The organism is Oricola indica (genome assembly GCF_965227485.1).
Taxonomy (GTDB): Bacteria; Pseudomonadota; Alphaproteobacteria; order Rhizobiales; family Rhizobiaceae; genus Oricola; species Oricola indica.
The window spans coordinates 756,978-779,845 of record NZ_OZ245747.1; the positions used below are offsets into that span (position 1 = coordinate 756,978).

Consider the following 22,868-nt stretch of genomic DNA (forward strand, 5'->3'; position numbering starts at 1 on the left):
GGCGGGCTTCGGCCCGCCTTTTTTGTTTGCGATCAAGGCCGCGTCGCAAGGGCGATGCCGGACAGCCGCTTTGTTTCAGCGGCATTCGCCCTGATCGCCATAGAGATCGTCCGGCGGCCGATATTCGACACCGATACGCCGCGCACCGTCCCGTTTCGCCTCGTCGAGGCGATCACAGGCGGGTGCCCGAAATTTCGTTTCGTCCTTTTATTGTCAAAATGAAAATGAACTGCAACTATCAGCTGTAACAAGAGGATAGTTCATGGACCGCACGGAGGAGCGCGCGTCCGGCGAGGCATCGCACGACGCCGACGCACAGGACGATGAAGAAAGATCCGGACGCGAGAGCGGTTCCGGGGTCGTGGATGGTCACCTCCCGCAGCTGCATGCGTGCCTGCGAGACTACTTCGCCGTCGATGACGATGACTTCATCCGTTTCATGGAAGAAAATTCGACCTTCATCGAACTCTATTCCGGTGATGTCCTGATCGAGCAAGGCGCCCGCGACGATGACGTGTTCTTCGTCCTGTCGGGCCGGTTGAGAGCAATCCTGATCGAGGCCGATGGCAGCCGGCGGGTTCTCGGCGATATCGGCCGGGGCGAGCCTGTCGGCGAGCTGGCGATGTTCACCGACGAGGCGCGCAGTGCGGAAGTGGCCGCGATCCGCAATTCGCTCGTCGCCCGGGTGTCGCGCAAGGTGGTCGAGCAGGCGATCGGCCGCCAACCCGAACTTGCGCTGGTGATGACCCGCCACGTGATCTCGCGGTTTCGCCGCCAGCAGCAGAAGACCCGCGCGCCTGCGCCGCCGGTCATCGTCACGATCCTGCCCGTCGGCGGAAATATCGATATCCAAAGCTTCGTCCACCGGTTGGCCGATGCGCAGAAACCATGGCGCGAGAGGATCGCCATCCTCGATTCCGATACGGTGCATGAGCGTTTCGGGCATCTGTCGCGCCCCGATATCCTGCGTCCGCGCGGCGAGATCTCCACCGAGATCGGCGCGATGGAAGGCGAGCACGACGCGATCTTCCTCATCGGCGATCCGGAGGATTCTGTCTGGTCCACGACCGCGATCCACCACGCGGACGAGATCCTGCTTGTCGCCAATGCGGATGACGATCCCGCGCCCGGCCGCTTCGAAAAGCAGATGCTGGAGGGCGACCATTCGGTTCAGGGTCGCGTGGCCCTCGTCCTGTTGCATCCCGCCGGCGCGGTCGCGCCGCGCGGCACGTCGCGCTGGCTGGCCGCCCGCAAGGTCGACCGTCATTTTCACATTCGCCCGACGCTCGACCGGGACATGCGCCGGCTCGGCCGTATCCTGACCGGCAATGCGATCGGTATCGTCTTTGCCGGTGGAGGCGCGCGCGGTTTCGCGCATATCGGCGTCGCATGCGCCCTGACCGAGATGGGCGTCGAGTTCGACTATGTCGGCGGTACGTCTGCAGGCGCCATCATGGGCGCGTTTCTGTCCATGGAGGTCGAGGGCGATGATTTCATCGACATGGCCCGGCGGGTCTTCGTCACCTCGCGCTTCGGCAACCTGACAGGCGACTACAGCTATGCGCCGCTGGTGTCTCTGATCAAGGGACAGCGCGCGCGCCAGATCACCGATATGCTCGTTGCCGAGCGCACCGGCGGACAGGAGCTCGACCTCGAGGATACGTGGAAGACCTTTTTCGTCGTCGCCTCGAATTTTACGAAACATCGCGAGCAGGTGCTGATGCATGGCGACTTCGCCCGCAATCTGGTGGCAAGCTTCTCGATACCGGGTCTCTTTCCGCCTGTTCTGAAAGATGGCGAGGTTCTGTTCGACGGCGGCAGCTTCAACAATTTTCCGGTCGACGTAATGCGCGGAAAGCTGGGCGCCGGCAAGATCATCGGCGTCGATCTGCTGCCCAATGTCGAGAAACGCTACAATCTGGAGGATGTGCCTTCGCCGCGGGCCATCCTGATGGACGCGCTCCTGCCGCGCAGGAAACGGCGCTATCGCCTGCCAAGCCTGCCCGACACGCTGCTGACCGCGTCCATCGTGACGGCGATGGCACGTCAGAAGGCGATGCGCGACGAGGTCGACATGCTGTTCCAGCCGAATGTGCGTGGCGTGTCGATGCTCGACTGGAAAAAATACGATCAGGTCGTGGGATCGACCTACAAGCAGGCGCTTGGGCGATTGAAAGAGATGGAGCCGTCCGAGCTCGCTGCCTTCGTGCCGCCGCCGGCCACCTGAACGCGGTTTACGCAGCGCCGGCTTGCGTCCTGCTCTCCAGTGGATAGTCTCTGCGGTTCCAGCTTAGCCACAAATGGAGCCATCCATGATATCCCGTCGTCTCCTCCTCGGCCTTGGCGCCGTCCTCACCCTTTTGCCGGTCGCCGCATCGGCGCAAGACCTTCCCGATCTGGGCGGGCGCACCGTTGTCATCGTCACGGAGAACGCCTATCCGCCGCTGCAATTCGTCGACCCGAAGACGGGCGACGCGATCGGCTGGGAATATGACGCGGTCGCCGAAATCGCGAAGCGTCTGAATTTCACGGCCGAATACCAGAACACGTCCTGGGACGCGATGATCCAGGCGGTTTCGGACGGACAGTACGACATGGGCATGACCGGCATCACCATTACCGAGGAACGCGGTGAAAAGGTCGATTTCTCCGATCCCTATATGCGGTCCGAAATGCACATGCTGGTGCGTGCCGACGAGGAGCGTTTCACCGACGCCGCGTCGTTCAACGCGTTTGAAGACGGGCTTGTCGGCGCGCAGGCCGGCACCACGCCTTTCTATGTCGCGGTTTATGACGTGCTCGACGGCGACGAGGGCAACGCGCGCATCAAGCTGTTCGAAACCTTCGGCGCCTCGGTGCAGGCGCTGCGCACCGGCGATGTCGATCTTGTCCTGACAGACGGTACTGCGGGTCAGGGCTATGTCGAATCCTCCGGTGGCGCTCTCAAGATGATCGGCGAGCCGCTCGGAACCGAGGATTTCGGCTTCATCTTCCCGAAGGGCTCCGACCTCGTCGCGCCGATCAACGCCGCCATCGCCGCGCTGAAGGCGGACGGCACGTTCGATGCGCTGAACAAGAAATGGTTCCTCGACTACAAGCTCGGCCAGTAGCCGCGCCGTGAGGTCAGGGGCAGGGGCGGGGCGGCGGTAACAGCGTGGTGCGTCGCGAGAATTCCGGCGAGAAGGACTTTCCGTGGTGGCTGCTGGCGATTTGCGCCATCGGCGCCACGCTGGCATTGGTGATCGCTTCCAGCGATCTCTACGCGCAGGTCTTTTCCACCGTGGCGCGGGGCGTGCGCATCACCATCTTCGTCACGCTGGTTGGTTTCGCGCTCGCCACGTTGCTCGGTCTCGGTCTGGCGCTGATGGGCCTTTCCGGTTCGCTGATATTGCGGCAGGTGGCGCGCTTCTATGTCGAGGTGATCCGCGGCATCCCGATTCTGGTGCTGCTGTTCTACATCGCCTTTGTCGGCGCGCCGGCCCTGGTCTGGCTGATCAATCTCGTCACCCAACCGCTGCAGGCGGCGGGGATCATGGATCCGGTTCTGGTGCGCGATATCTCGCTTCTCTGGCGGGCGATCCTGGCGCTGATGATCGGCTATTCGGCCTTCATCGCAGAGGTGTTTCGCGCGGGTATCCTCGCCGTCGACGATGGTCAGGTCGAGGCGGCGGAAGCGCTCGGGCTCAATCGCTGGCAACGTTTCCGGCTGATCGTCTTCCCGCAGGCGATCCGCACGATCCTGCCGCCGCTCGGAAACGATTTCGTCGCCATGGTCAAGGATTCCTCGCTGGTCTCGGTACTCGGCGTCGCCGACATCACCCAGATGGGCAAGGTCTATGCGGCGGGCTCTTTCCGCTTCTTCGAGACCTATTCCATCGTCGCCTATATCTACCTGATCCTCACAATCGGCCTGTCTCTCCTGCTGAGGCGGTTGGAGAAACGGATGCGTCGCGCGCAGGAGCGAAACTGAGCCATGCAACGACTCGTCGCCTCGCGTGTTATGCTTCGACCATGCAGGAGACCCTGACCGCTCATTTCGCAACCGTGTTGCCGTTCTCCGTCATCGCGCTTCGCCTCGTGGCGGCGTTGCTGCTCGGCGCGGTGCTCGGCCTCGAGCGCGAGTGGCGGGAACGACCCGCGGGATTGCGCACGCATATCCTCGTCAGCGTCGCCTCGGCGACTTTCGCGTTGATCGCCATCGAACTCGTCAACCAGCCGGAATTCTCGTCCGACGCGCTTCGCACCGACCCGCTCCGGCTGGTCGAGGCGATCACCGGCGGCGTCGCCTTCCTGGCCGCAGGTTTCATCGTTTTCTTCAAGGGCGAGGTTCACGGCGTGACGACGGGCGCCGGCATGTGGCTGGCTGCGGCGATCGGGCTCGCGGCCGGCCTTGGCCTATTCTCCATTGCGGCGCTCGCGACTTTCCTCGGTATTCTCACGCTGACGCTGATCCGCCGCTTCGAGTTCTGGTTCGATTTGAAGGAAAAGAGTCGCCGCCGGCGGAAAGAACACAGCGGTTCGGGGGACGAGGCTTGAGGGCGCGACCCTTGCATCGACCGTGCGGGATCCCAGATTGCCGTCCATGACGAAACTTGGTATGAGCGCCGCCATGGAACAGCTGTTCGGACATCCGGGCTTCAAGAGCTTCACGCTGCAGGACCGCAAGCGCCTGCCGTCGCGCTTTTTCGCGCGTGTCGCGCTGACGCAGCTTTCGCGGCTCGGCTAAGCGTCCTCCGCTCCCGGCCGAGGCCGGTTTCCTTACGAATTTCATAGCCCTGAATGGAAAATACCATGACCGCACCGCGCACTCTCTACGACAAGATCTGGGACGACCACGTCGTCGATACCGACGAGAACGGCACGTCGCTTCTCTATATCGACCGCCACCTCGTCCACGAAGTCACCAGCCCACAGGCCTTCGAGGGTCTGCGCATGGCGCATCGCCAGGTACACGCGCCGGCGAAGACGCTGGCCGTCGTCGATCACAACGTGCCAACCACGCCGGACCGTGTCGAAGGCATCAAGAACGAGGAAAGCCGCATCCAGGTCGAGGCGCTGGCAAAGAACGCCGCCGATTTCGGCGTCGAGTATTACTCCGAAAAGGACAAGCGCCAGGGCATCGTGCATATCGTCGGACCGGAACAGGGCTTTACCCTGCCGGGCATGACGATCGTCTGCGGCGACAGCCACACCTCGACGCATGGCGCTTTCGGCGCGCTGGCGCATGGCATCGGCACGTCGGAAGTGGAGCATGTGCTCGCCACCCAGACGCTGATCCAGAAGAAAGCGAAGAACATGCTGGTCCAGGTGGACGGCGAGATTCCCGAAGGTGTCACGGCCAAGGACATCATCCTCGCCATCATCGGCGAGATCGGCACGGCCGGGGGCACCGGTCATGTCATCGAGTTCGCCGGTGAAGCCATCCGCGCCCTGTCGATGGAAGGCCGCATGACGGTCTGCAACATGACCATCGAGGGCGGTGCGCGCGCCGGGCTGATCGCGCCCGACGAGAAGACATTCGCCTATATCAAGGACAAGCCGCGCGCGCCCAAGGGCGAGGCGTGGGACATGGCGCTCGAATACTGGAAATCCCTGAAGACCGACGAGGGCGCGCATTTCGACAAGGTGGTCAAGCTCGACGCGGCCGATCTGCCGCCGATCGTTTCCTGGGGGTCCTCGCCGGAGGACGTCGTGTCCATCGAGGGCTCGGTGCCGAACCCCGACGATATCGAGGATGCCAACAAGCGCGCCTCCAAGAAGCGCGCGCTCGAATATATGGGCCTTGAGCCGGGCACGAAGATGACCGACATTTCCATCGACCGCGTCTTCATCGGTTCTTGCACAAACGGCCGCATCGAGGATCTGCGCGAAGTGGCGAAGGTCGTCGAGGGCAAGACGGTCGCCTCCACGGTCAACGCGATGATCGTGCCGGGCTCCGGCCTCGTCAAGGAACAGGCGGAAGCCGAGGGGCTGGACAAGATCTTCCTCGCCGCCGGTTTCGAGTGGCGCGAGCCGGGATGTTCCATGTGCCTTGCGATGAATGACGACCGATTGGCGCCGGGCGAGCGCTGCGCCTCGACCTCGAACCGCAATTTCGAGGGCCGTCAGGGCTTCAAGGGCCGCACCCATCTCGTCTCGCCGGCCATGGCGGCGGCGGCGGCAATCGCCGGACATTTCGTCGACGTGCGCACGCTCTGACCGGGCGAGTTTCGGGTTTTGAAACGGCGCCTTCGGGCGCCGTTTTCGTTTCAGCCCTGCGCATCTCCAGCGCGATAGCGCAGCCCGTCCACCAGCAACGCCACCATGCGCCTCGCGTCATCGCCTCCCGCGCTCGCCAGCCGCGAGATGGCGTGCAGCAATTCGATCGCGTCCATGCCGGGGCGGATTTCGCCGGCCTCTTCCGCCGCCTGCAACAGATTTTCCAGCGCGGGCCGGAGCCGCTCGTCGAAATAGGCCGGCAGCGGTTCGTAGGCCGGGTCGCCTGAATGCAGCGCCGCCGACAAGCCGCGCTTGGCCGAAACGAAATCCACGAAACGCTGCATCCAGCGCGCCAACGCCACGCCTGGCGGATAGTGCGCCGCCAGCACCGGCGCATCGTCCGCGCAAGCGTCGATCTCGCGCCTGAACACCGCCACGATCAGGTCCGAGCGCTGCGGGAAATGGCGGTAGAGCGTGCCGACACCGACGCCGGCCCTGCCGGCGATTTCACGCACCGGCGCATCCACGCCCGACGTCGCGAAGACCTCCATCGCCGCCTTCAACAAGCCGTCGAGATTCCGCCGCGCATCGGCGCGTACGCGCCGTTCCTGCGCTTCGTCCTGTCTGTTTTCGTCTTCGCTCACGGCATGCCTCTTAAAAGCGGAACACGATTCCACTTGATAAGCGGAACAACGTTCCGTATATGCAGCGGAACATGGTTCCGTTTCTGCCGAATAACACGGCCCGGCGGCCATGGCCACACGGATCGCAAAGCGAAGGAAATCGTCATGAACAAGCTCATCGACAAGGCCGCGAACATCCCGGTCGCGGACGCCGTCGCGGTCGTCTCCGTCGCGCCGGTCACGCTGGCCGCGCCAGGCCGTGGCATCGACCTGGAATTGCGGGTGTCCGCGCCGGTGACCGGAGACCGATTGCCGGTCATTGTCCTGTCGCACGGCCACGGTCCGTCGCTCTATCTTCCGTCGCTCGACGGTTATGGGCCGGTGGCCCATTTTTGGGCGGCGCACGGCTTCGTTGTCATCCAGCCGACCCACCTGAACGCGAAGATCTACGCTCTTGGACCCGATGCGCCGGGCGCGCCGCTGTTCTGGCGCTCTCGTGTTGAGGACATGTCTATGATTGTCGATCGTCTCGACGAGATCGAGGCGCAGGTCCCGGCGGTTGCCGGGCGGATCGACCATGAGCGCATTGCCGCCGTCGGACATTCCATGGGCGGCCAGACCGTCGGCATGATCCTCGGCGCCGGGCTGATCGATGTCGAGAATGGCGGGCCGACCGTCGTCATGCGCGACGACCGTTACAAGGCCGGTGTGCTTCTGGCCGCGCCCGGGAATGGTGGCGACAGCCTCAGCGACTTCGCGCGCGAGAATTATCATGTCCTCAATCCGGACTTCTCCACCATGACGACGCCGACGCTCGTGGTCGCCGGCGACGCGGACGACAATCCGCACCTGACGACCCGCGGCGCCGAATGGCATCTCGACCCCTTCACCGACGGCCCCGGCGCGAAGGACCTCCTCAGCCTTGCCGGCGGCAAGCACGGGCTCGGCGGCGTCGCAGGCCATGACGCCAAGGAGACCGACGACGAGGATCCCGACCGGCTGGAGCTGACCCGCCGGATGGTTTGGGCCTGGCTGCGTAGCGCGCTTTATTCTGAGGACCCGGCGTGGCCGGAAGCCTGCAGAGCACTCGCCGACAAGGCGGGATCGCTTGGCCGGACCGACTGCAAGTAACACAACGGCGCCTCCGGGCGCCGTTTTCGTTTCGACAATTGCGCTGCCCAGGATTAACGGGATGGCAAGCGCGGGCTGCTAGTCATTTCGCCCGACACGATGGCCGCCGCGTGCAGCCAACCGGATAGACGGATGTTCGAGCAGTCTTACTTTCAGCTCCTGACACCTTTGATCTCGCTCACCTTTTCGGGCGGGTTTCTCCTGCTGTGGCGAACTGCGCGCGATATCGGTTCGTTGCGCTTCTTCGCGGTTTCTTATTTCGCCGCTTCCTGCGCGATGATCGTGGATTTCCTGCAGTCCGCGTTTTATCCGGGTGTCGCCTCTGCGGTTCTCAGCACGCTATACCTTGCGACAACCGTCTTCTTCTGCGCGGGCCTCCATGCGCGTTACCGGAACCGGGTGCCCTGGAAAACACTGACGATATCCGCAGCGGCAGTGATGGTTTGTTATGCGGCGCTGCGGTACGGCCTCTCCAATGTCGTCCCCAGCGCATGGGCCATCAATACCGGCCTCGCCTTGATCTATCTCCACGCGATCCATGCACTGCGCCACGAGATGCGGGATGGGATCCACCGAATCCTGCAAACGGTGATCGTGGCCAGCGTCGTTTTGCTTCTCCTTCGCACGGGTGTGATCTTCTGGTTCGTCGGCGCGACAATGGCGGATACCGATTATGCGGGGTCTCTGGCGTCGGTAACGCTGCAGATGCTGCTCGCCGTCGTCTCATTGGCCGTCGCCGGCGCTCTTTTCACAATGTACGGCACGGAAATTCTGCGGAGGCTGACCGAAAGCAGCGAAACCGATCCGCTGACCGGCACGCTCAACCGGCGGGGTTTTGAGGCGCGCATCGATTCATTTGTCCGCGACGGACAGGCGGGCGGTTCTTCCCGGGCTGTCGTCATGGCCGATATCGACTGGTTCAAGGCCGTCAACGACCGCTATGGTCACGAGGCTGGCGATCTCGTCATCAGCGCGTTTGCGCGTCTCTTGTGCGATGCCGCGAGCGAAGGCGATTTCGTCGTCCGCTGGGGCGGCGAGGAGTTTCTTGTTATCCTGTCCCATGCCGACGCCTCGGCGGCGCGGCTATTCGCCGAGGGCGTGCGGACCCGATGGGAAGCGTTCGCGCATGACTGTCTCGGCGGCCGTACGGTCACGGCGAGTTTCGGTGTTGCAGCTTGCCAGAACAACCGCGATGTCCGGGTCATCGGGCGCCGTGCGGACGTGGCGCTTTACCGCGCCAAGCGCGAGGGCCGAAACCGCGTCTGTGTCGACGGCCTGGACCCGGCAGGACAGGCATCCGCCGTCGCCTGACCGCAGGTCACCTGCCATCATCCCAGAACGACGTGGTTGAGGACGTAAATCCAGAACGTCACCGTGATCACGGAGAGCGTCGTCGCCAGCAGGAAGGCGGAGGCGGCGAGATTGACCGCGCGGTCGTACATCACCGCGAAGAGGTAGATGTTCAGGCCGGGCGGCATCGCGGCGACCGTCACGGCGGCGCGCACGGTATTCGCCGGGAGGTCGAAGACAAAGTGCGACAGCACGAATGCGATCGCCGGATGCAACAGGAGCGACAACGCGGCGACCATGCCGGCTTCGGGCAGGTTCGCCTTCATCTGGTAGCGTGTCATCGCCGCGCCGACGCCGACAAGGGCGACGGGAATGGCAGCCACCGCCATCATGTCCACCGCCGCCATGACCGGGGCCGGAACCCAGTGCCCGGTCACGTTGACAATGATACCCAGCAGGATCCCGATCATGAGCGGATTGGCGATGATGGAGCGTCCGGCGACAGAGAAGGTCTCGACCAGCGTTCGCCCGTTGCGGCGCATCAGTTCCATCGTCACCATGCCGACGGCGTAGATCGATGGCGCATGCAGGGCGACGATGCCCAGGGCGGCCGTCAGGGACGCTTGGCCATGCGAGCGCTCGACGATAGCGATGCCGAGCAGGACGGAGTTGGAGAAAGTGGCGGCAAAGCCGACGGCGACGGCCTCGCCCGGGCGGCGATTGAAGAACTTGCGCGCCAGGATGATGCCGAGTGTGAAACAGGAAAACGCGCCGGCATAATAGCTGATCAGCAGAGGCGGCGAGAAGGCGGCGGCAAGGTCGAGCCTTTCGAGCGCGCGGAAGAGAAGCACGGGAACGGCAAGTTTTACGGCGAAGGCGTTCAGCGATTCGGCAATGCCGCCCGGCAGATACCCCGTTCTGACCGAAATCCACCCAAAGGCAATGAGGAGGAAAACCGGCGCGACGGTGGCGAGAATGGTGAGCATGATACCGCTTTAGAGCGGAACCGGGCGAATCGGAAGTGGCTTGGTGCCATGCGGGCAGGCTGTGGGGCGCTTTGGTCGCAGCCCCTTATTAACTCCCTATCAAATTTGACGGCATAGGGTGTACGCGCCCGGGCTGCGCCGCCCGCGGCGTAGTGAGGTCAGGGGTCGTGCAGGAACAGTCCTACTTTCAGTTGATCAGCCCGATGATCTTCCTGGTGTTTTCCTGCGGGTTCGCCGTTTTGTGGCATTTTGCGCGCGATGTCCGCGCATTGAAGGTTTTCGCCTTCTCCTATCTCCTCGGGGCAGTCGGATTACTGTTCGATTTCATACGGCCGCTGCTGGCGACGGACGTTGCGATATTTGTCATCAACCCGGTTTACATGGCCACAGCTGCGACCTTCAGCGCGGCCATGTTCGTCTTTTATCGCGCACGCGTACCTGTGCGTGCGCTGGTCGGCGTTTCCGTCTGCACGCTCGCTCTCCTGACCTGGTTCCGGTTTGGCCATGACATGATCACGGCGCGAACATTGCTGATGAACGCCGGCGGGTTCGTGATGTTCGCCTATCCCGCCATCGCCTTGAGGAGGCAGATGCGCCGAAAGGTCGATCGCGTCCTGCAGGCCCTGGTGTTTTTGAACGGTCTTCAGTTGCTGGTGCGCACGCTTGTTGTGATCTGGTTCGAGGGCGGAACGCTCACCCAGGCCAATTATCCGCAGTCGGCGGCCGCGCTGACATTTCAGCTCTCGGTCTCGTTCGCGGCGCTGGCAATCGCCGTGAACCTGTTCGTCATGTTCGGAATGGAGATCGTCGCCGGGCTGACCGAAACCAGCGAGACCGATCCGATGACGGGCGTCCTGAACAGGCGCGGGCTGGAGTCGCGTGTCGCCGGCTTCGCCGCCGGACAGGACCGGATGGTGATCATGGCCGATATCGATCGCTTCAAATCGATCAACGACCGCTACGGGCACGAGGCCGGCGACAGGGTGATAACGAATTTCGCCCGGATCCTCGATTGTTCCGCCCGCGAGGGCGATCTCGTCGTGCGCTGGGGCGGAGAGGAGTTCATGGTCGTGTTCGCGGCAGCGGACCCAGCACTGGCCTGTCTTTATGCCGAATCCGCCCGGTGCGCGCTTGAGGCGCTGAATCAGGACTGTGTCGATGGAGCGACCGTGACGGCGAGTTTCGGTATCGCCTGCTGGCCCGCCGGCGCGCCGTTCCCGGAGGCTGTCCATATGGCCGACAAGGCCCTCTACCGGGCCAAGCGGAACGGACGCAATCGAGTGACCGTCCACGAGCGGAACACGCGAATTACGAAGGGCACAATCGCCGCCGCATAACGGCTTGCCCGTCACAAATGCCGGGACTATGACGGCGACATGACGCTTTCCCGTTCCTTCCTTCCTCTCATCCTTCCGATTGTCCTTGTCGGATGCCAGTCCATCGGTTTCGACGGATTTCCGTCCTCGCAAGGCGGCGATGCACGCTATCGGTGTTCGGACAATGTGACGCTGACCCTCGAGCGCGCGGGCGCGACCGTGACGGCTTCTGACAGCCGCGGCTATTCGGCCGCCATGCCGGCGAGCCCGGCGGGCCAGAAAGTCCGCTACGCGGAAGGTATCCATGCGCTGATCCTGGAAGGGCGCAGCGCGACCTGGTTCGTTTCCGGCCAAAAGCCCATGGTATGCACCCGGTGATGGCTTTTCGCGTTACGAAACAGCGCCTTGAATGCAACCCTCGGAGACCTTTCCGTCCGCACGCCAATTCCAATCGATTGAAATGCGGCGATGCTGTTGCAATGCAGCACAATCCCACTAAGGGATGAAACCTATGATGCCGCGTTCCTTTGACGCGGCGCGAATGCCGCCCTATTAACGGGTGCACTCCAACGTGCACCGGCCCGAGTCACATATGAGGAGCAGCCAGTCGTGAGCGCTTCCAGTCCTGCCAAGAGCGAGCGTCCGCTTTCGCCGCATCTTCAAATCTACAAGCCGATTCCGACAATGATGATGTCGATCGCCCATCGCATCACCGGCATGGCGCTCTATGTCGGCACCATCCTTGTCGCGTGGTGGCTGATCGCCGCGGCGTCGGGTCCCGATTATTTCGCGCTCGTCAACGGTTTCTTCGGCTCGTGGTTCGGCGTGCTGATCCTGTTCGGCTACACATGGGCGCTGATCCACCACATGCTGGGCGGGCTGCGCCACTTCGCTTGGGATCTCGGATATCTGTTCGGGAAAAGCACTTCGACGAAGCTCGCCTATGCGACGATCACCGCCTCCGTGGCGCTGACATTCGTCATCTGGATCATCGCCGCGATTGCGGGCTGAGGGGAGAAACGCCATGTCCATCCTGACACCCTACAAGCGCGCCGCCGGTCTCGGTTCGGCAAAGGACGGCACCAGCCATTTCTGGCGCCAGCGCGTCACCGCGGTCGCCAATGTGCCGCTGATGATCGCCTTCGTGTGGATCGTCGCATCCTGCGCCGGCGGATCCTACGAGGAGGTCCGCGCGACGCTCGGTCACCCGCTCGTCGCGGTCATCCTTCTGCTCGTCGTCGTCAGCGGCCTGTACCATGCCAAGCTCGGCATGCAGGTCGTCATCGAGGATTACGTGCACGGCGAAGGCGCGAAATTCGCGGCGCTTCTCCTCAATGTCTTCTTCACTTTCGCGATTGGCGCACTCTGCGTCTTCGCCATCCTGAAACTGGGTTTAGCGGGCTGATTGCCCCGGCGAACCCGGATAGCGGCTCCAGGGAACGATACGGATGAATACTGACGCTTCCAAGAACGGCTCGGCCTATCGCACCGAAGACCACAAGTTCGACGTGGTCGTGGTCGGCGCGGGTGGCGCGGGTCTGCGCGCCACGCTCGGCATGGCCGAACAGGGGCTGAGAACGGCCTGCATCACCAAGGTGTTTCCGACGCGCTCTCACACGGTCGCGGCGCAGGGCGGCATCGCCGCCTCGCTGACAAACATGACGCCGGACTGCTGGCAGTGGCACATGTACGACACCGTCAAGGGCTCCGACTGGCTCGGCGATGTCGACGCCATGCAGTATCTCGCCATGGAAGCACCGAAGGCGGTCTACGAGCTTGAACATTACGGCGTGCCGTTCAGCCGTACCGAGGACGGCAAGATCTACCAGCGCCCGTTCGGCGGCCACATGCAGAATTACGGCGACGGCCCGCCCGTGCAGCGCACCTGTGCGGCGGCGGACCGGACCGGTCACGCCATCCTGCACACGCTCTACGGCCAGTCGGTCAAGAACAAGGCGCAGTTCTTCGTCGAGTATTTCGCGCTCGATCTGATCATGTCCGACGACGGTGTCTGCACCGGCGTCGTTGCCTGGAACCTCGACGACGGCACCATCCACCGCTTCTCCGCCAAAATGGTCGTGCTTGCGACCGGCGGCTACGGGCGCGCCTATTTCTCCGCTACCTCCGCGCATACCTGCACGGGCGACGGCAACGGAATGATCGCACGGGCGGGTCTGCCGCTGCAGGACATGGAGTTCGTGCAGTTCCACCCGACCGGCATCTACGGCGCCGGCTGCCTGATTACCGAGGGTGCACGCGGCGAAGGCGGCTATCTCGTCAATTCCGAGGGCGAGCGCTTCATGGAGCGCTATGCGCCGTCGGCCAAGGATCTCGCATCCCGCGACGTCGTCTCGCGCTGCATGACGATGGAAATCCGCGAAGGCCGTGGCGTTGGCAAGGACAAGGACCACATCTTCCTGCATCTCGACCACCTCGATCCCGCCGTGCTGCATGAGCGCCTGCCGGGCATTTCCGAGTCCGCCAAGATTTTCGCCGGCGTCGACGTGACCAAGGAGCCGATCCCGGTGCTGCCGACCGTCCACTACAATATGGGCGGCATCCCGACGAATTTCTGGGGCGAGGTGCTCAATCCGGCCAATGGCGGTCCGGACGCGGTCGCGCCGGGCCTGATGGCTGTCGGCGAGGCGGGCTGCGCGTCGGTTCACGGCGCCAACCGGCTTGGCTCGAACTCGCTGATCGACCTCGTCGTCTTCGGCCGCGCCGCGGCGATCCGCGCCGGCGAGGTGATCGACCGCGAGGCGTCGATCCCCGAAGTCAACGAGGCGGCCTGCGACAAGATCATGGCCCGCTTCGACAAGCTGCGCCATGCCGACGGCGGCACGCCGACGGCGGTGCTGCGCGAGAAGATGCAGCGCGCCATGCAGGAGGACGCCGCCGTCTTCCGCACGCAGGAATCGCTCGAGACCGGGTGCAAGCGCATTTCGGAAATCTGGGGTGAACTCTCCGATCTCAAGGTCACCGACCGCTCGATGATCTGGAACTCCGATCTCGTCGAGACGCTGGAGCTGGAAAACCTGATGGCTTGCGCCATCACCACAGTTTACGGCGCCGAGGCCCGCAAGGAGAGCCGCGGCAGCCACGCCCGCGAGGACTACGCGGAAGGCAAGTTCGCCGGGCGCGACGACGAGAACTGGCGCAAGCACACGCTGGCCTGGGTCAACGAGGCCGGCAAGGTCACGCTCGACTATCGCCCCGTTCATACGGAACTGCTCGCAGACGGCATCGACCCGAAGAAGATCGAACCGAAGGCGCGGGTGTACTGACGATGGCACTCGCGGCGGCCGGATATTCTGGAAAGCCCCTGCCGGACAAGCTCGGCATGAAGGACGGCCATGCCGCGTTGTTCGTCGGGCTGCCCGACGAGGTTGCCGAACTGGCCGGCGCGCGCGAATTCGCCTTTGTCGAAAAGATCGGCTGGGACGCGCTTCCGGGCGAAGGGCACTACGATTTCGTGCATGCCTTCACGGTCGAGAAGTCCGATCTGGCGGAAAACGCCGAGACCCTGCGCGACCGCATCATGCCGGATGGCATGGTGTGGGTGTCGTGGCCGAAGAAGGCCTCGAAGGTCGCGACCGATATTACAGAGGATGGCGTGCGCGATGCGCTGCTGCCGTCCGGCCTTGTCGACGTCAAGGTTTGCGCCGTTTCCGATGTCTGGAGCGGTCTGAAGCTGGTCGTCCGCAAGGAATTGAGAACGCACTGATGCGGAGCCGATAGAAATGGTTGAACTCGCACTTCCCAAGAACTCCAAGATCACGCAGGGCAAGACTTGGCCGAAGCCCGAGGGCGCGACCAATCTGCGCGAATACAAGATCTATCGCTGGAGCCCGGATGACGGGAAGAACCCGTCCATCGACACCTATTTTGTCGACATGGACGATTGCGGCCCGATGGTGCTCGACGGTCTCCTCTACATCAAGAACAAGATCGACCCGACGCTGACGCTGCGCCGGTCCTGCCGCGAAGGCATTTGCGGTTCCTGCGCAATGAATATCGACGGCACCAACACGCTGGCCTGCACCAAGGGCGTCGAGGAAGTCGACGGCGTCGTGAAGGTCTATCCGCTGCCGCACATGCCGGTGGTCAAGGATCTCGTGCCCGACCTGACGAATTTCTACGCCCAACACGCCTCCATCGAGCCGTGGCTCGAAACGAAGACGCCGGCGCCGGAAAAGGAATGGCGCCAGTCCCACGAGGACCGCGCCAAGCTCGACGGCCTCTATGAGTGCATTCTTTGCGCCTGCTGCTCGACATCCTGCCCGTCCTATTGGTGGAACGGCGACCGTTATCTCGGCCCGGCCGCGCTGCTGCAGGCCTATCGCTGGCTGATCGACAGCCGGGACGAGGCAACCGGCGAGCGGCTCGACAATCTGGAAGATCCGTTCCGGCTCTATCGCTGCCACACCATCATGAACTGCACCCAGGCTTGCCCGAAGGGTCTGAACCCGGCGAAAGCCATCGCGGAAATCAAGAAAATGATGGTAGAGCGGCGGGTGTAGGGCGAGGCGATCGGGCTTTGAATATTGTGCTTTGCCTGCCTGGGAATAACGGCGTGAATCGCCTAGCCGCGGAGTGCGCAAATCGGCTAATCATCATCGGATGAGCCAGGAACCTCTTCCCCATCTGAATCCCGTCGAAGCGCGCGTCCTCGGCTGCCTGATCGAAAAGCAGCGGCTGACGCCTGATGTCTATCCGCTGACCTTCAATGCCTTGCAGGCGGCTGCCAACCAGAAGTCGTCGCGCGAGCCAGTCATGGCGCTCGAGCCTGCCGACATCCAGCGGGCGCTTGAGTCGCTTGAACAGCAAAAGCTTGTCCGGCGGGCCTCCGGTTCGCGCACGGAACGGTTCGAACAGGCGGCGAGTGCCGTGTTCGTCCTGACGATTCCGCAATCGGTGCTGCTGGCGCTGCTGCTGCTGCGCGGGCCGCAGACGATCAACGAACTGCTGACCCGCAGCGAACGCATGACGGGTTTTGGTTCCGCCGATGGTGTCCGGGAGGAACTGGACATGCTCATCGGCCGCCGTCCGCCGCTGGTGAAGGAGATAGGCCGTGCGCCCGGTCAGCGGGAGACCCGCTTTGCGCATCTTCTGTCCGGAGACGTCGACATTGCCGATATCTCGCCTGCGAGTCCGGCGCGGGAAGCGGCGCCGTCCCGGATGACGGAACTGGAGCAACGCGTACAGACCCTGGAAGAGGAAGTCGCCGCACTGAAAGCGCGCCTCGATGCTGCCGGCGCGTGAGGCGGCCTGTGTGATCCCGGTCGGTACTATCGGCAGCCTTCGAGCCAGACATCGCCATTATCGAGCGGCGCGCATTCGCCTTCCGTCAGGCGCGCGATCCGCGCCGTCCTTTCCTCCAGGTCGGCGTCGGTGCCCTGCAAGTCGTATTTTCCCGGCGCGATCATCACGGCAACGAGCTTGAGAAATTCCGTGCGGCCGATCTCGGCCGGCGGCGCGCCGAAAATCGTCTGCGATGCGTTGAAGAACCCGGTCATCCAGCCATCCGGTCCGCGGCCCATCTCCAGCGTATCGAGCCAGAGCGCCATGATCTCGTCCTTCGAAAGCCGCGCCTCGAGGCCGAGTGCGTAGCCGGTCTGGCGGATCTTGCCGATGCCGGGACGGAAATTCTCGAACGCGAGCCGCTTGGCAAGCGACTGCGTGACCGTGGTGACCCCGGCGCCGGGCGTGCTCATGTCGATGCCGCCATGGTCGCGGAAGGCCGGGTCCTGCACTTTGAGAAGATCGTCGAGCCGGCCCTCGCCCAGACCGTTGCCGCCGCGCCCGTCGGCGATCAGCGCGTCGGCGCGTACGCGCAACTGGTCGGCGTCGGCCAGCGCGTCGAGATAGCCCTTGCCGCCATAGGCAAGCCCGGTGACGACGATTGCCAGCACCACGACAGCGACGATTTTGACGAGACGTTTCATCTGCGGACCTATTCCATTTTTTCGATGATCGAGGGCAATTCTTTCCGGCGGGGTTTCGGCACTCAACCGGGCGGAAATGCGGCGAGGGATTTCCCGATTTTTTCGCGAGCACGAAAACGGATTTTGCGCGGCGGCGATTTCGTGATGTGACGATTTTACCGTGACGGGTTTTCCCGCCGTGCCATTTTGCAGCTCGACGCGTTTTCTCGCGCTGACCGATCGAGCGATTTTTCGACGGCTCTTTCTGATCGCGGTGCCCGAAATTTTTCGCGGCCGGGTTTTCAGTTTTCGCAACCGCGGCCTTTTTCCCCCGCTTTTCGATTCGAGAGGGCTGCCTCTCGCAACGCGGTGGTTGCAGATCGCTTCTCGCGCCGCTTATGAGAGTGAAGCCTATCGTCTTGTATGGCCAAGACGATTCGATAGGTTCTCATATAACGGTAAGCGAAAAACCATATGAAACAGTGGCTTGAGGGTCACCCGAAGGCGAAGCTGATGGCGCGAAAGCGCGCCGCGATTCTTGACGCCGCGCATCGGCAATTCATGGCGCATGGCTTCGACGGGACCACGATGGAGGCCGTCGCGGCGGATGCAAAAGTGTCGATCATGACGCTCTATCGTCACGCCGACGACAAGGACGATTTGTTCCGCGCGGTCGTTGTGCAGGCCTGCGATCGAGCCGTCGAGGCGGGGTGGATCGACCCGGGCGCCGGGTTGACGCAGCCGCTCGGCGAGGCGCTGCAGGCCCGCGCCATGCGGTTCCAGGCGCTGCTGGGCGACAGGGAGACTGTCGCTCTTCTTCGCGCCGTCACAGTCGAGACGGACCGCTTTCCCGATCTCGCGGACAGGACATGGCACGCCCTGATCGGCACGCATCGCGATGCGGTGGCCGCCTTCCTCGCATTTCGGGAGGAGACGCGGAGCCTTGGCGCGGAGAAGCGAAACCGCCTCGCCGCCGCTTTCTTCGACCGGCTCGTCGGAACCGACATGCTCGTTTCCCTGCTGGGCGGTCATGCGGCGCCGTCCGGGTTGCAGGAAGCGCGCGCCCGCGCCGCTGCTGCTGACATCCTCGCCGCCGTTCCGCCCTACGCGCCTAGCCGTGGAATGGTCTGAGGATTTCAAAATCGGCTGATCGGCATGGGCACTTTCTTGAGTAGCCGCCCCTTCCTCTTGCCAGGAAGGAGATCGCCGTTCCTCCCGAACAGTTCTGGCCCGCGATGGGGGACGAGGATGGCGCGACATATCTCCTTGACCCGCATCAACTCGCCATCGCCGTTTCCGCGATAGGACGTCCGGAAAAATGAAAGGAATGGCATATGGCCGAGACAGACTGGGTTGCATTCACCGATCAGACCAACCAGCGCATGGCGGAACTGCGCAAGGCGATGCCGGAGCCCGCGAAGGGCTTCAGCGCTCTGGCGCAGGCGGCGATCAAGCCGGGCGCACTCGATTCGAAAACCAAGGAACTCATCGCGCTCGCCATCGGCATCACCGCGCGTTGCGACGGCTGTCTCGCGTTCCACGCCAAGGCCGCGAAAAAACATGGCGCTTCCCGCGAAGAGGTGATCGAGACGATCGCCGTGGCGCTCTATATGGGCGGTGGCCCGTCGATGATTTATGGCGCCGAGGCGTTGTCCGCCTTCGACGCCATGGGCGAGTAACGCTCAGACCAGCTTCGCGTCCAGCGTGATGGTGATCGCCGCCAGCGCACCGGAAACGGGGCAGCCTTCCTTGGCCTTGGTCGCAAGTTCCTGGAAGGTTTCGTCCTCGATGCCCGGGACGGAGGCCTCGAGCACCAGCGCGCTGCCCTTGATACCCTCGCCGGGCACCACTTCCACGGTTGCTTTCGCCTCGAGCTTGTCTGCCGGCGTGCCGTTTTCCGCGAGGAAATGCGACAGCTGCATTGCGAAGCACCCGGCATGTGCCGCGGCGATCAGTTCTTCCGGATTGGTGCCGGCTGTGCCGTCCTCATCCTCGAAACGGGTGCGGAAGTCGTAGCGCTTGTCGTTGAGCGCGCCGCTCTGCGTCGTCAGGCGACCTTTGCCCTCCTGAAGATTGCCTTCCCAGACGGCTGAAGCATGGCGTTTCATGTTGGTCTCCTTTTGTGAATTCGGGAGTCTAACTGCTGTACCCGGCCTTCGGTTCAAGCCGCGATCAAAAATATTGCTCACGCAAGCGTGTTCAAATCTGATTGGGCGCGGGGTCGGCATTGTGAAATGGGTGCTCCATGTGAGGATGCAGGAACACGAACGGAGGACATCCGATGACCTTGCTCAAAAAGACGATTGCTGCGCTGTCGCTGGCCGCAACGGCCCTGACCGCCATGCCTGCTTCCGCCGAAACCAAATCCCTGGTTGTCGCCGGTGGTTGTTTCTGGTGCGTTGAAAGCGATTTCGACCATATGGAGGGCGTCGTCGCGACGACGTCGGGCTATGCGGGCGGCGAGATGGACAATCCGACCTACCGCGACCACGGCAAGCACCGCGAGGTCGTCAAGGTCGATTACGACGACACCAGGACGGATTATCGCACACTGGTGACGAATTTCCTTCGCACCATCGACCCGACCGATGCCGGCGGACAGTTCTGCGACCGCGGCCACAGCTACACGACCGCGATCCATGCGGGCACCAGCGAGGAGGCGGAAGCGGCCCGCGAGGCGATCGCCGACGCGCAGGAGACGCTCGGGAAGCCGGTCGTGACGCCGGTCGAGGGGCCTGCGACCTTCTGGAAGGCCGAGGATTACCATCAGGACTATTATCTCAGCCAGGAGAAGGTGCTGAGCCGATTCGGAATCGTCACCCGCGCCAAGGCCTACAAGGGCTACCGCAAGGGATGCGGCCGCGATGCGCGTGTGAGAGAGCTGTGGGGCGCGCAGGCCTTTCGCGGGGTCGAAAAAGCCGGCAGCTGACGTTACCGTCGTTAACGCACTATTATTTCTTTGAAATTCACGCTGTGGCATAATATGTCGCAGCGTGACGCTTCACTGTATTGGCGGATGTGTCATACTATCGATATACAAATCGGTGAGAGGACGGCGACGACGCCCACCGGACACATGGCCATGGAATTCCAGAGCGCATCTTCGACTTTCTCCGACATCGTGACGGGTCGGGCGGATTCCCGTGTGCTGAAAGACCGCCACATCGTGGATCAGCTGATCGAGGAGCGTGGCCAGACGCTGATCAAGCATCCGATGTGGCCGCTGATCCGGCCGGCGCTCTACAAGGTCCTCTATTACGATCAGGCCGTTCGCATGGCCGACGAGGTCGCGGAGCTCAGCGGCATCGAGTGTTTCGAATATGTCAGCCGAATGCTGGAGCTCGATGTCACCGTCGAGGGCAAGGAAAACCTTCCCTCCGAAGGCGCGTTCATCCTCGTCTCGAACCATCCGACAGGCATTGCCGATGGCGTCGCCGTTTACGACATGATCAAGGACACGCGTCCCGATCTCGTCTTCTTCGCCAATCGCGACGCGATCCGGGTCAACCAGCGTCTGTCGGAAATCATCATCCCGGTCGAATGGCGGACCACCGAGAAATCGCATGCGAAAAGCCGCGAGACGCTGGTGCGCACCAGCCGGGCCTTCTCGGACGGCCGGGCGATCATCCTGTTTCCCTCGGGCCGCATCGCCTATTGGGCGAAGGGCGGGCTGCATGAGCGCGCGTGGCAGGCGACCGGCGTGCACATGGCCAAGCGCTACAATGTGCCGGTGATCCCGATGCATATGAGTTCGCGCAATTCGAAGCTCTTCTACCTGCTGTCGCATCGCACGCCCGAATTGCGGGACATGACGGTGTTCCACGAGCTGCTCAACAAGAAGGGCCAGAACTTCCGCATGACGATCGGCAAGCCGATCGAACCCGACATGCTGGAAGGCGACGTTCAGGACCTGACGGTTCGCATGCAAAACCATTGCGAACATGTTCTGCGCGACGACGCCGAAGCCGAATTCGCCGGCTGATACCCTCCGTCTCGGCGGGCGCTTCCATCATTTCAGACCGATAGCCGCCGGGGCCGCATGTGCGCTCGCGCACAGACCCGTTCCCGTTTTCCACGCAAGGCTGGGCGCAAATCCCGTTCTCAGCCGGAGGAAAACCGGATGCACGTCGTCATTACACTTCTCGGTCTGCTCGGCGCAGGCCTTTTCTGGTGGTATCGCCTCAGGGCGGCGGGGGTTGCGGTTCGCACTATCGCCGATGCGGCGGGGCGCGCCCATGGCGCGGCGAAGAGACGCAGATTCCGCAATCGCGCCGCGGAAAGCCCTTTCGCGGCCATTGACGATCCCGTCGTCGGCGCGGCGACCGTGGTCATCGCGATGGCGCAGGACCAGGGCGTGTTCGACGACACGGCTGAGCATCGATTGCGCGAGACGCTGTTGCCGGTCGCCGGCAGTCCGGCCCTGGTTGACGAGGCGGTGATCTATGGCAAGTGGGCGGCCGGCCAATGCGCCGAAGCCAGCACCGCGTTGCGTCATGTCGCGCCCTATCTCAAGCAAACGCTGACGCCCGCCGAACGCGGACAGCTTCTGGCGATCGCGGAGACGGTCATCGACCCGGCAACGGGAACGTCGGCGCATCGCGAGCAGCTGTTGCGAACGCTGGTCGCGCGTCTCGAGGTCTGATGAAAGGCGGAGGCCGAAGCCTCCGCGGGTCAGGCGATGGACTGGCCGGTCTTCGCCCAGTCGGCCATGAAGGCCTCGATGCCCTTGTCCGTCAGGGTGTGCTTGACCAGCGCCTTCAGCGTCGCGGGCGGAACCGTCGCCACATCAGCACCGATCAGGGCCGCTTCCCTGACATGGTTCACGGTACGGATCGACGCTGCGAGGATCTCGGTCTGGAACCCGTAATTGTTGTAGATCGTACGGATATCGGCGATCAGTTCCATGCCGTCGATGGCGAGGTCGTCGAGACGCCCGATGAAGGGCGAAATGAAGGTCGCGCCGGCCTTGGCGGCTAGAAGCGCCTGGTTGGCCGAGAAGCACAGTGTCACATTGACCTTGCGGCCGTCGCCCGTGATCGCCTTGCACGCCTTCAGGCCGTCGAAAGTCAACGGAACCTTGATGCAGATATTGTCGGCGATCTTCGACAGGATGTCGGCTTCCTTCATCATGCCTTCGAAATCGAGCGCCGTGACCTCGGCGGAGACCGGTCCCTCGACGATATCGCAGATTTCTTTCGTGACCTCCTTGATGCTGCGTCCCGATTTCATGATCAGGGACGGATTGGTGGTCACGCCGTCGAGCAGTCCGATCTCGTTCAGCTCGCGGATTTCCTTCACATCGGCGGTGTCGACAAAAAATTTCATGGATTGCGCCCTTTTATGATCCCGTCTTGAGGGTTTTGCGATCGGGCTTCCGTTTAGACCAAAGAGTGGGCAAGG

Annotated in this window: 26 protein-coding genes; 21 read left to right on the forward strand and 5 right to left on the reverse strand. The window is 63.1% G+C overall.

Going from position 1 to position 22,868, the window contains the following annotated elements; genetic code table 11:
- Window positions 1–262: 262 nt before the first annotated feature.
- The 6 genes from ACQK2M_RS03975 to leuC all read left to right on the forward strand — a co-directional run bounded on the left by ACQK2M_RS03975 (window position 263) and on the right by leuC (window position 6,198).
- A complete protein-coding gene (locus ACQK2M_RS03975) occupies window positions 263–2,227 on the forward strand; it encodes a patatin-like phospholipase family protein (RefSeq protein ID WP_425416725.1) in 1,965 nt (654 codons plus the stop codon).
- A gap of 85 nt (window positions 2,228–2,312) precedes the next feature.
- Window positions 2,313–3,110 carry a transporter substrate-binding domain-containing protein gene (locus tag ACQK2M_RS03980; protein WP_223477447.1) on the forward strand — a complete coding sequence of 266 codons (798 nt, stop codon included), beginning with the start codon at window positions 2,313–2,315 and terminating at the stop codon, window positions 3,108–3,110.
- A gap of 44 nt (window positions 3,111–3,154) precedes the next feature.
- Entirely contained in the window at window positions 3,155–3,970 is an 816-nt protein-coding gene (locus ACQK2M_RS03985) for an amino acid ABC transporter permease (RefSeq protein WP_223477446.1), read from the forward strand.
- A gap of 41 nt (window positions 3,971–4,011) precedes the next feature.
- On the forward strand, window positions 4,012–4,536 hold the full coding sequence (locus tag ACQK2M_RS03990) for an MgtC/SapB family protein (RefSeq protein ID WP_425416726.1): 525 nt from the start codon (window positions 4,012–4,014) through the stop codon (window positions 4,534–4,536).
- Window positions 4,537–4,582: 46 nt separating this feature from the next.
- Window positions 4,583–4,726 carry a hypothetical protein gene (locus tag ACQK2M_RS03995; protein ID WP_223477722.1) on the forward strand — a complete coding sequence of 48 codons (144 nt, stop codon included), beginning with the start codon at window positions 4,583–4,585 and terminating at the stop codon, window positions 4,724–4,726.
- Between the two features lie 65 nt (window positions 4,727–4,791).
- Window positions 4,792–6,198 (forward strand): 3-isopropylmalate dehydratase large subunit, encoded by a 1,407-nt coding sequence (gene leuC / locus ACQK2M_RS04000; protein WP_425416727.1) that lies wholly within the window; start codon window positions 4,792–4,794, stop codon window positions 6,196–6,198.
- A gap of 50 nt (window positions 6,199–6,248) precedes the next feature.
- On the opposite strand, the gene ACQK2M_RS04005 is transcribed toward leuC, so the two are convergent.
- On the reverse strand, window positions 6,249–6,842 hold the full coding sequence (locus ACQK2M_RS04005; RefSeq protein WP_425416728.1) for a TetR/AcrR family transcriptional regulator: 594 nt from the start codon (window positions 6,840–6,842) through the stop codon (window positions 6,249–6,251).
- A gap of 144 nt (window positions 6,843–6,986) precedes the next feature.
- Between ACQK2M_RS04005 and ACQK2M_RS04010 the strand changes: the two genes are divergently transcribed.
- Entirely contained in the window at window positions 6,987–7,952 is a 966-nt protein-coding gene (locus tag ACQK2M_RS04010; protein ID WP_425416729.1) for an alpha/beta hydrolase family protein, read from the forward strand.
- A gap of 132 nt (window positions 7,953–8,084) precedes the next feature.
- Complete coding sequence (locus ACQK2M_RS04015) at window positions 8,085–9,263, forward strand: diguanylate cyclase (RefSeq protein WP_425416730.1); 1,179 nt, start codon at window positions 8,085–8,087, stop codon at window positions 9,261–9,263.
- A 17-nt stretch (window positions 9,264–9,280) separates the two neighbouring features.
- Here the strand turns inward: ACQK2M_RS04015 and ACQK2M_RS04020 are convergent, their stop codons facing one another.
- Window positions 9,281–10,228, reverse strand: a complete 948-nt coding sequence (locus ACQK2M_RS04020; RefSeq protein WP_425416731.1) for an AEC family transporter — start codon at window positions 10,226–10,228, stop codon at window positions 9,281–9,283.
- 167 nt (window positions 10,229–10,395) lie between these two features.
- On the opposite strand from ACQK2M_RS04020, the gene ACQK2M_RS04025 reads away from it, so the two are divergent.
- The 8 genes from ACQK2M_RS04025 (at window position 10,396) to ACQK2M_RS04060 (ending at window position 16,806) form a co-directional block, all read left to right on the forward strand.
- Window positions 10,396–11,565, forward strand: coding sequence for a diguanylate cyclase (locus ACQK2M_RS04025; RefSeq protein WP_425416732.1), 1,170 nt, complete (start codon window positions 10,396–10,398; stop codon window positions 11,563–11,565).
- A gap of 39 nt (window positions 11,566–11,604) precedes the next feature.
- Window positions 11,605–11,922: a hypothetical protein gene (locus ACQK2M_RS04030; RefSeq protein ID WP_425416733.1), complete on the forward strand. Its 318-nt coding sequence runs from the start codon at window positions 11,605–11,607 to the stop codon at window positions 11,920–11,922.
- A gap of 231 nt (window positions 11,923–12,153) precedes the next feature.
- The gene (gene sdhC / locus ACQK2M_RS04035) at window positions 12,154–12,555 is read left to right on the forward strand and encodes a succinate dehydrogenase, cytochrome b556 subunit (RefSeq protein WP_425416734.1); all 402 of its coding nucleotides are present in this window, start codon (window positions 12,154–12,156) and stop codon (window positions 12,553–12,555) included.
- A 13-nt stretch (window positions 12,556–12,568) separates the two neighbouring features.
- Complete coding sequence (gene sdhD / locus ACQK2M_RS04040; RefSeq protein WP_425416735.1) at window positions 12,569–12,949, forward strand: succinate dehydrogenase, hydrophobic membrane anchor protein; 381 nt, start codon at window positions 12,569–12,571, stop codon at window positions 12,947–12,949.
- A 43-nt stretch (window positions 12,950–12,992) separates the two neighbouring features.
- The gene (gene sdhA / locus ACQK2M_RS04045; protein WP_223477435.1) at window positions 12,993–14,828 is read left to right on the forward strand and encodes a succinate dehydrogenase flavoprotein subunit; all 1,836 of its coding nucleotides are present in this window, start codon (window positions 12,993–12,995) and stop codon (window positions 14,826–14,828) included.
- Between the two features lie 2 nt (window positions 14,829–14,830).
- Window positions 14,831–15,268 carry a DUF3052 domain-containing protein gene (locus tag ACQK2M_RS04050; protein WP_425416736.1) on the forward strand — a complete coding sequence of 146 codons (438 nt, stop codon included), beginning with the start codon at window positions 14,831–14,833 and terminating at the stop codon, window positions 15,266–15,268.
- 16 nt (window positions 15,269–15,284) lie between these two features.
- The gene (locus ACQK2M_RS04055; RefSeq protein WP_425416737.1) at window positions 15,285–16,064 is read left to right on the forward strand and encodes a succinate dehydrogenase iron-sulfur subunit; all 780 of its coding nucleotides are present in this window, start codon (window positions 15,285–15,287) and stop codon (window positions 16,062–16,064) included.
- A gap of 100 nt (window positions 16,065–16,164) precedes the next feature.
- Window positions 16,165–16,806, forward strand: a complete 642-nt coding sequence (locus ACQK2M_RS04060; RefSeq protein WP_425416738.1) for a YceH family protein — start codon at window positions 16,165–16,167, stop codon at window positions 16,804–16,806.
- A 26-nt stretch (window positions 16,807–16,832) separates the two neighbouring features.
- Here the strand turns inward: ACQK2M_RS04060 and ACQK2M_RS04065 are convergent, their stop codons facing one another.
- On the reverse strand, window positions 16,833–17,489 hold the full coding sequence (locus ACQK2M_RS04065) for a transglycosylase domain-containing protein (protein ID WP_425416739.1): 657 nt from the start codon (window positions 17,487–17,489) through the stop codon (window positions 16,833–16,835).
- A gap of 453 nt (window positions 17,490–17,942) precedes the next feature.
- Between ACQK2M_RS04065 and ACQK2M_RS04070 the strand changes: the two genes are divergently transcribed.
- Entirely contained in the window at window positions 17,943–18,599 is a 657-nt protein-coding gene (locus ACQK2M_RS04070) for a TetR/AcrR family transcriptional regulator (protein WP_425416740.1), read from the forward strand.
- 203 nt (window positions 18,600–18,802) lie between these two features.
- On the forward strand, window positions 18,803–19,147 hold the full coding sequence (locus tag ACQK2M_RS04075; RefSeq protein ID WP_223477429.1) for a carboxymuconolactone decarboxylase family protein: 345 nt from the start codon (window positions 18,803–18,805) through the stop codon (window positions 19,145–19,147).
- A 3-nt stretch (window positions 19,148–19,150) separates the two neighbouring features.
- Here ACQK2M_RS04075 and ACQK2M_RS04080 read toward each other — a convergent pair whose 3' ends face one another.
- Window positions 19,151–19,576, reverse strand: a complete 426-nt coding sequence (locus ACQK2M_RS04080; RefSeq protein WP_223477428.1) for an OsmC family protein — start codon at window positions 19,574–19,576, stop codon at window positions 19,151–19,153.
- Window positions 19,577–19,749: 173 nt separating this feature from the next.
- Here ACQK2M_RS04080 and msrA point away from each other — a divergent pair, with 173 nt between their 5' ends.
- From msrA to ACQK2M_RS04095, 3 genes are all read left to right on the forward strand, one after another.
- Window positions 19,750–20,397 carry a peptide-methionine (S)-S-oxide reductase MsrA gene (gene msrA, locus ACQK2M_RS04085; protein ID WP_425416741.1) on the forward strand — a complete coding sequence of 216 codons (648 nt, stop codon included), beginning with the start codon at window positions 19,750–19,752 and terminating at the stop codon, window positions 20,395–20,397.
- Between the two features lie 153 nt (window positions 20,398–20,550).
- The gene (locus ACQK2M_RS04090; protein WP_425416742.1) at window positions 20,551–21,450 is read left to right on the forward strand and encodes a 1-acyl-sn-glycerol-3-phosphate acyltransferase; all 900 of its coding nucleotides are present in this window, start codon (window positions 20,551–20,553) and stop codon (window positions 21,448–21,450) included.
- A gap of 138 nt (window positions 21,451–21,588) precedes the next feature.
- Window positions 21,589–22,110: a hypothetical protein gene (locus ACQK2M_RS04095; protein WP_425416743.1), complete on the forward strand. Its 522-nt coding sequence runs from the start codon at window positions 21,589–21,591 to the stop codon at window positions 22,108–22,110.
- Window positions 22,111–22,139: 29 nt separating this feature from the next.
- Here the strand turns inward: ACQK2M_RS04095 and fsa are convergent, their stop codons facing one another.
- The gene (gene fsa, locus ACQK2M_RS04100) at window positions 22,140–22,793 is read right to left on the reverse strand and encodes a fructose-6-phosphate aldolase (protein WP_223477424.1); all 654 of its coding nucleotides are present in this window, start codon (window positions 22,791–22,793) and stop codon (window positions 22,140–22,142) included.
- Window positions 22,794–22,868: the final 75 nt, after the last annotated feature.

What these genes read in the sequence shown, in the direction of transcription:
- ACQK2M_RS04050 (WP_425416736.1), top strand. Translation starts at nt 14,831, where the DNA reads ATGGCACTCGCGGCGGCCGGATATTCTGGAAAGCCCCTGCCGGACAAG.
- sdhA (WP_223477435.1), top strand. Translation starts at nt 12,993, where the DNA reads ATGAATACTGACGCTTCCAAGAACGGCTCGGCCTATCGCACCGAAGAC.
- ACQK2M_RS04020 (WP_425416731.1), bottom strand. Translation starts at nt 10,228, where the DNA reads ATGCTCACCATTCTCGCCACCGTCGCGCCGGTTTTCCTCCTCATTGCC.
- leuC (WP_425416727.1), top strand. Translation starts at nt 4,792, where the DNA reads ATGACCGCACCGCGCACTCTCTACGACAAGATCTGGGACGACCACGTC.
- fsa (WP_223477424.1), bottom strand. Translation starts at nt 22,793, where the DNA reads ATGAAATTTTTTGTCGACACCGCCGATGTGAAGGAAATCCGCGAGCTG.
- sdhD (WP_425416735.1), top strand. Translation starts at nt 12,569, where the DNA reads ATGTCCATCCTGACACCCTACAAGCGCGCCGCCGGTCTCGGTTCGGCA.
- ACQK2M_RS04090 (WP_425416742.1), top strand. Translation starts at nt 20,551, where the DNA reads ATGGAATTCCAGAGCGCATCTTCGACTTTCTCCGACATCGTGACGGGT.
- msrA (WP_425416741.1), top strand. Translation starts at nt 19,750, where the DNA reads ATGACCTTGCTCAAAAAGACGATTGCTGCGCTGTCGCTGGCCGCAACG.
- ACQK2M_RS04060 (WP_425416738.1), top strand. Translation starts at nt 16,165, where the DNA reads ATGAGCCAGGAACCTCTTCCCCATCTGAATCCCGTCGAAGCGCGCGTC.
- ACQK2M_RS04030 (WP_425416733.1), top strand. Translation starts at nt 11,605, where the DNA reads ATGACGCTTTCCCGTTCCTTCCTTCCTCTCATCCTTCCGATTGTCCTT.
- ACQK2M_RS04015 (WP_425416730.1), top strand. Translation starts at nt 8,085, where the DNA reads ATGTTCGAGCAGTCTTACTTTCAGCTCCTGACACCTTTGATCTCGCTC.
- ACQK2M_RS04095 (WP_425416743.1), top strand. Translation starts at nt 21,589, where the DNA reads ATGCACGTCGTCATTACACTTCTCGGTCTGCTCGGCGCAGGCCTTTTC.
- ACQK2M_RS03980 (WP_223477447.1), top strand. Translation starts at nt 2,313, where the DNA reads ATGATATCCCGTCGTCTCCTCCTCGGCCTTGGCGCCGTCCTCACCCTT.
- ACQK2M_RS04080 (WP_223477428.1), bottom strand. Translation starts at nt 19,576, where the DNA reads ATGAAACGCCATGCTTCAGCCGTCTGGGAAGGCAATCTTCAGGAGGGC.
- ACQK2M_RS04075 (WP_223477429.1), top strand. Translation starts at nt 18,803, where the DNA reads ATGGCCGAGACAGACTGGGTTGCATTCACCGATCAGACCAACCAGCGC.
- ACQK2M_RS04070 (WP_425416740.1), top strand. Translation starts at nt 17,943, where the DNA reads ATGAAACAGTGGCTTGAGGGTCACCCGAAGGCGAAGCTGATGGCGCGA.
- ACQK2M_RS04010 (WP_425416729.1), top strand. Translation starts at nt 6,987, where the DNA reads ATGAACAAGCTCATCGACAAGGCCGCGAACATCCCGGTCGCGGACGCC.
- ACQK2M_RS04065 (WP_425416739.1), bottom strand. Translation starts at nt 17,489, where the DNA reads ATGAAACGTCTCGTCAAAATCGTCGCTGTCGTGGTGCTGGCAATCGTC.
- ACQK2M_RS03990 (WP_425416726.1), top strand. Translation starts at nt 4,012, where the DNA reads ATGCAGGAGACCCTGACCGCTCATTTCGCAACCGTGTTGCCGTTCTCC.
- ACQK2M_RS04055 (WP_425416737.1), top strand. Translation starts at nt 15,285, where the DNA reads ATGGTTGAACTCGCACTTCCCAAGAACTCCAAGATCACGCAGGGCAAG.
- ACQK2M_RS03995 (WP_223477722.1), top strand. Translation starts at nt 4,583, where the DNA reads ATGACGAAACTTGGTATGAGCGCCGCCATGGAACAGCTGTTCGGACAT.
- ACQK2M_RS03975 (WP_425416725.1), top strand. Translation starts at nt 263, where the DNA reads ATGGACCGCACGGAGGAGCGCGCGTCCGGCGAGGCATCGCACGACGCC.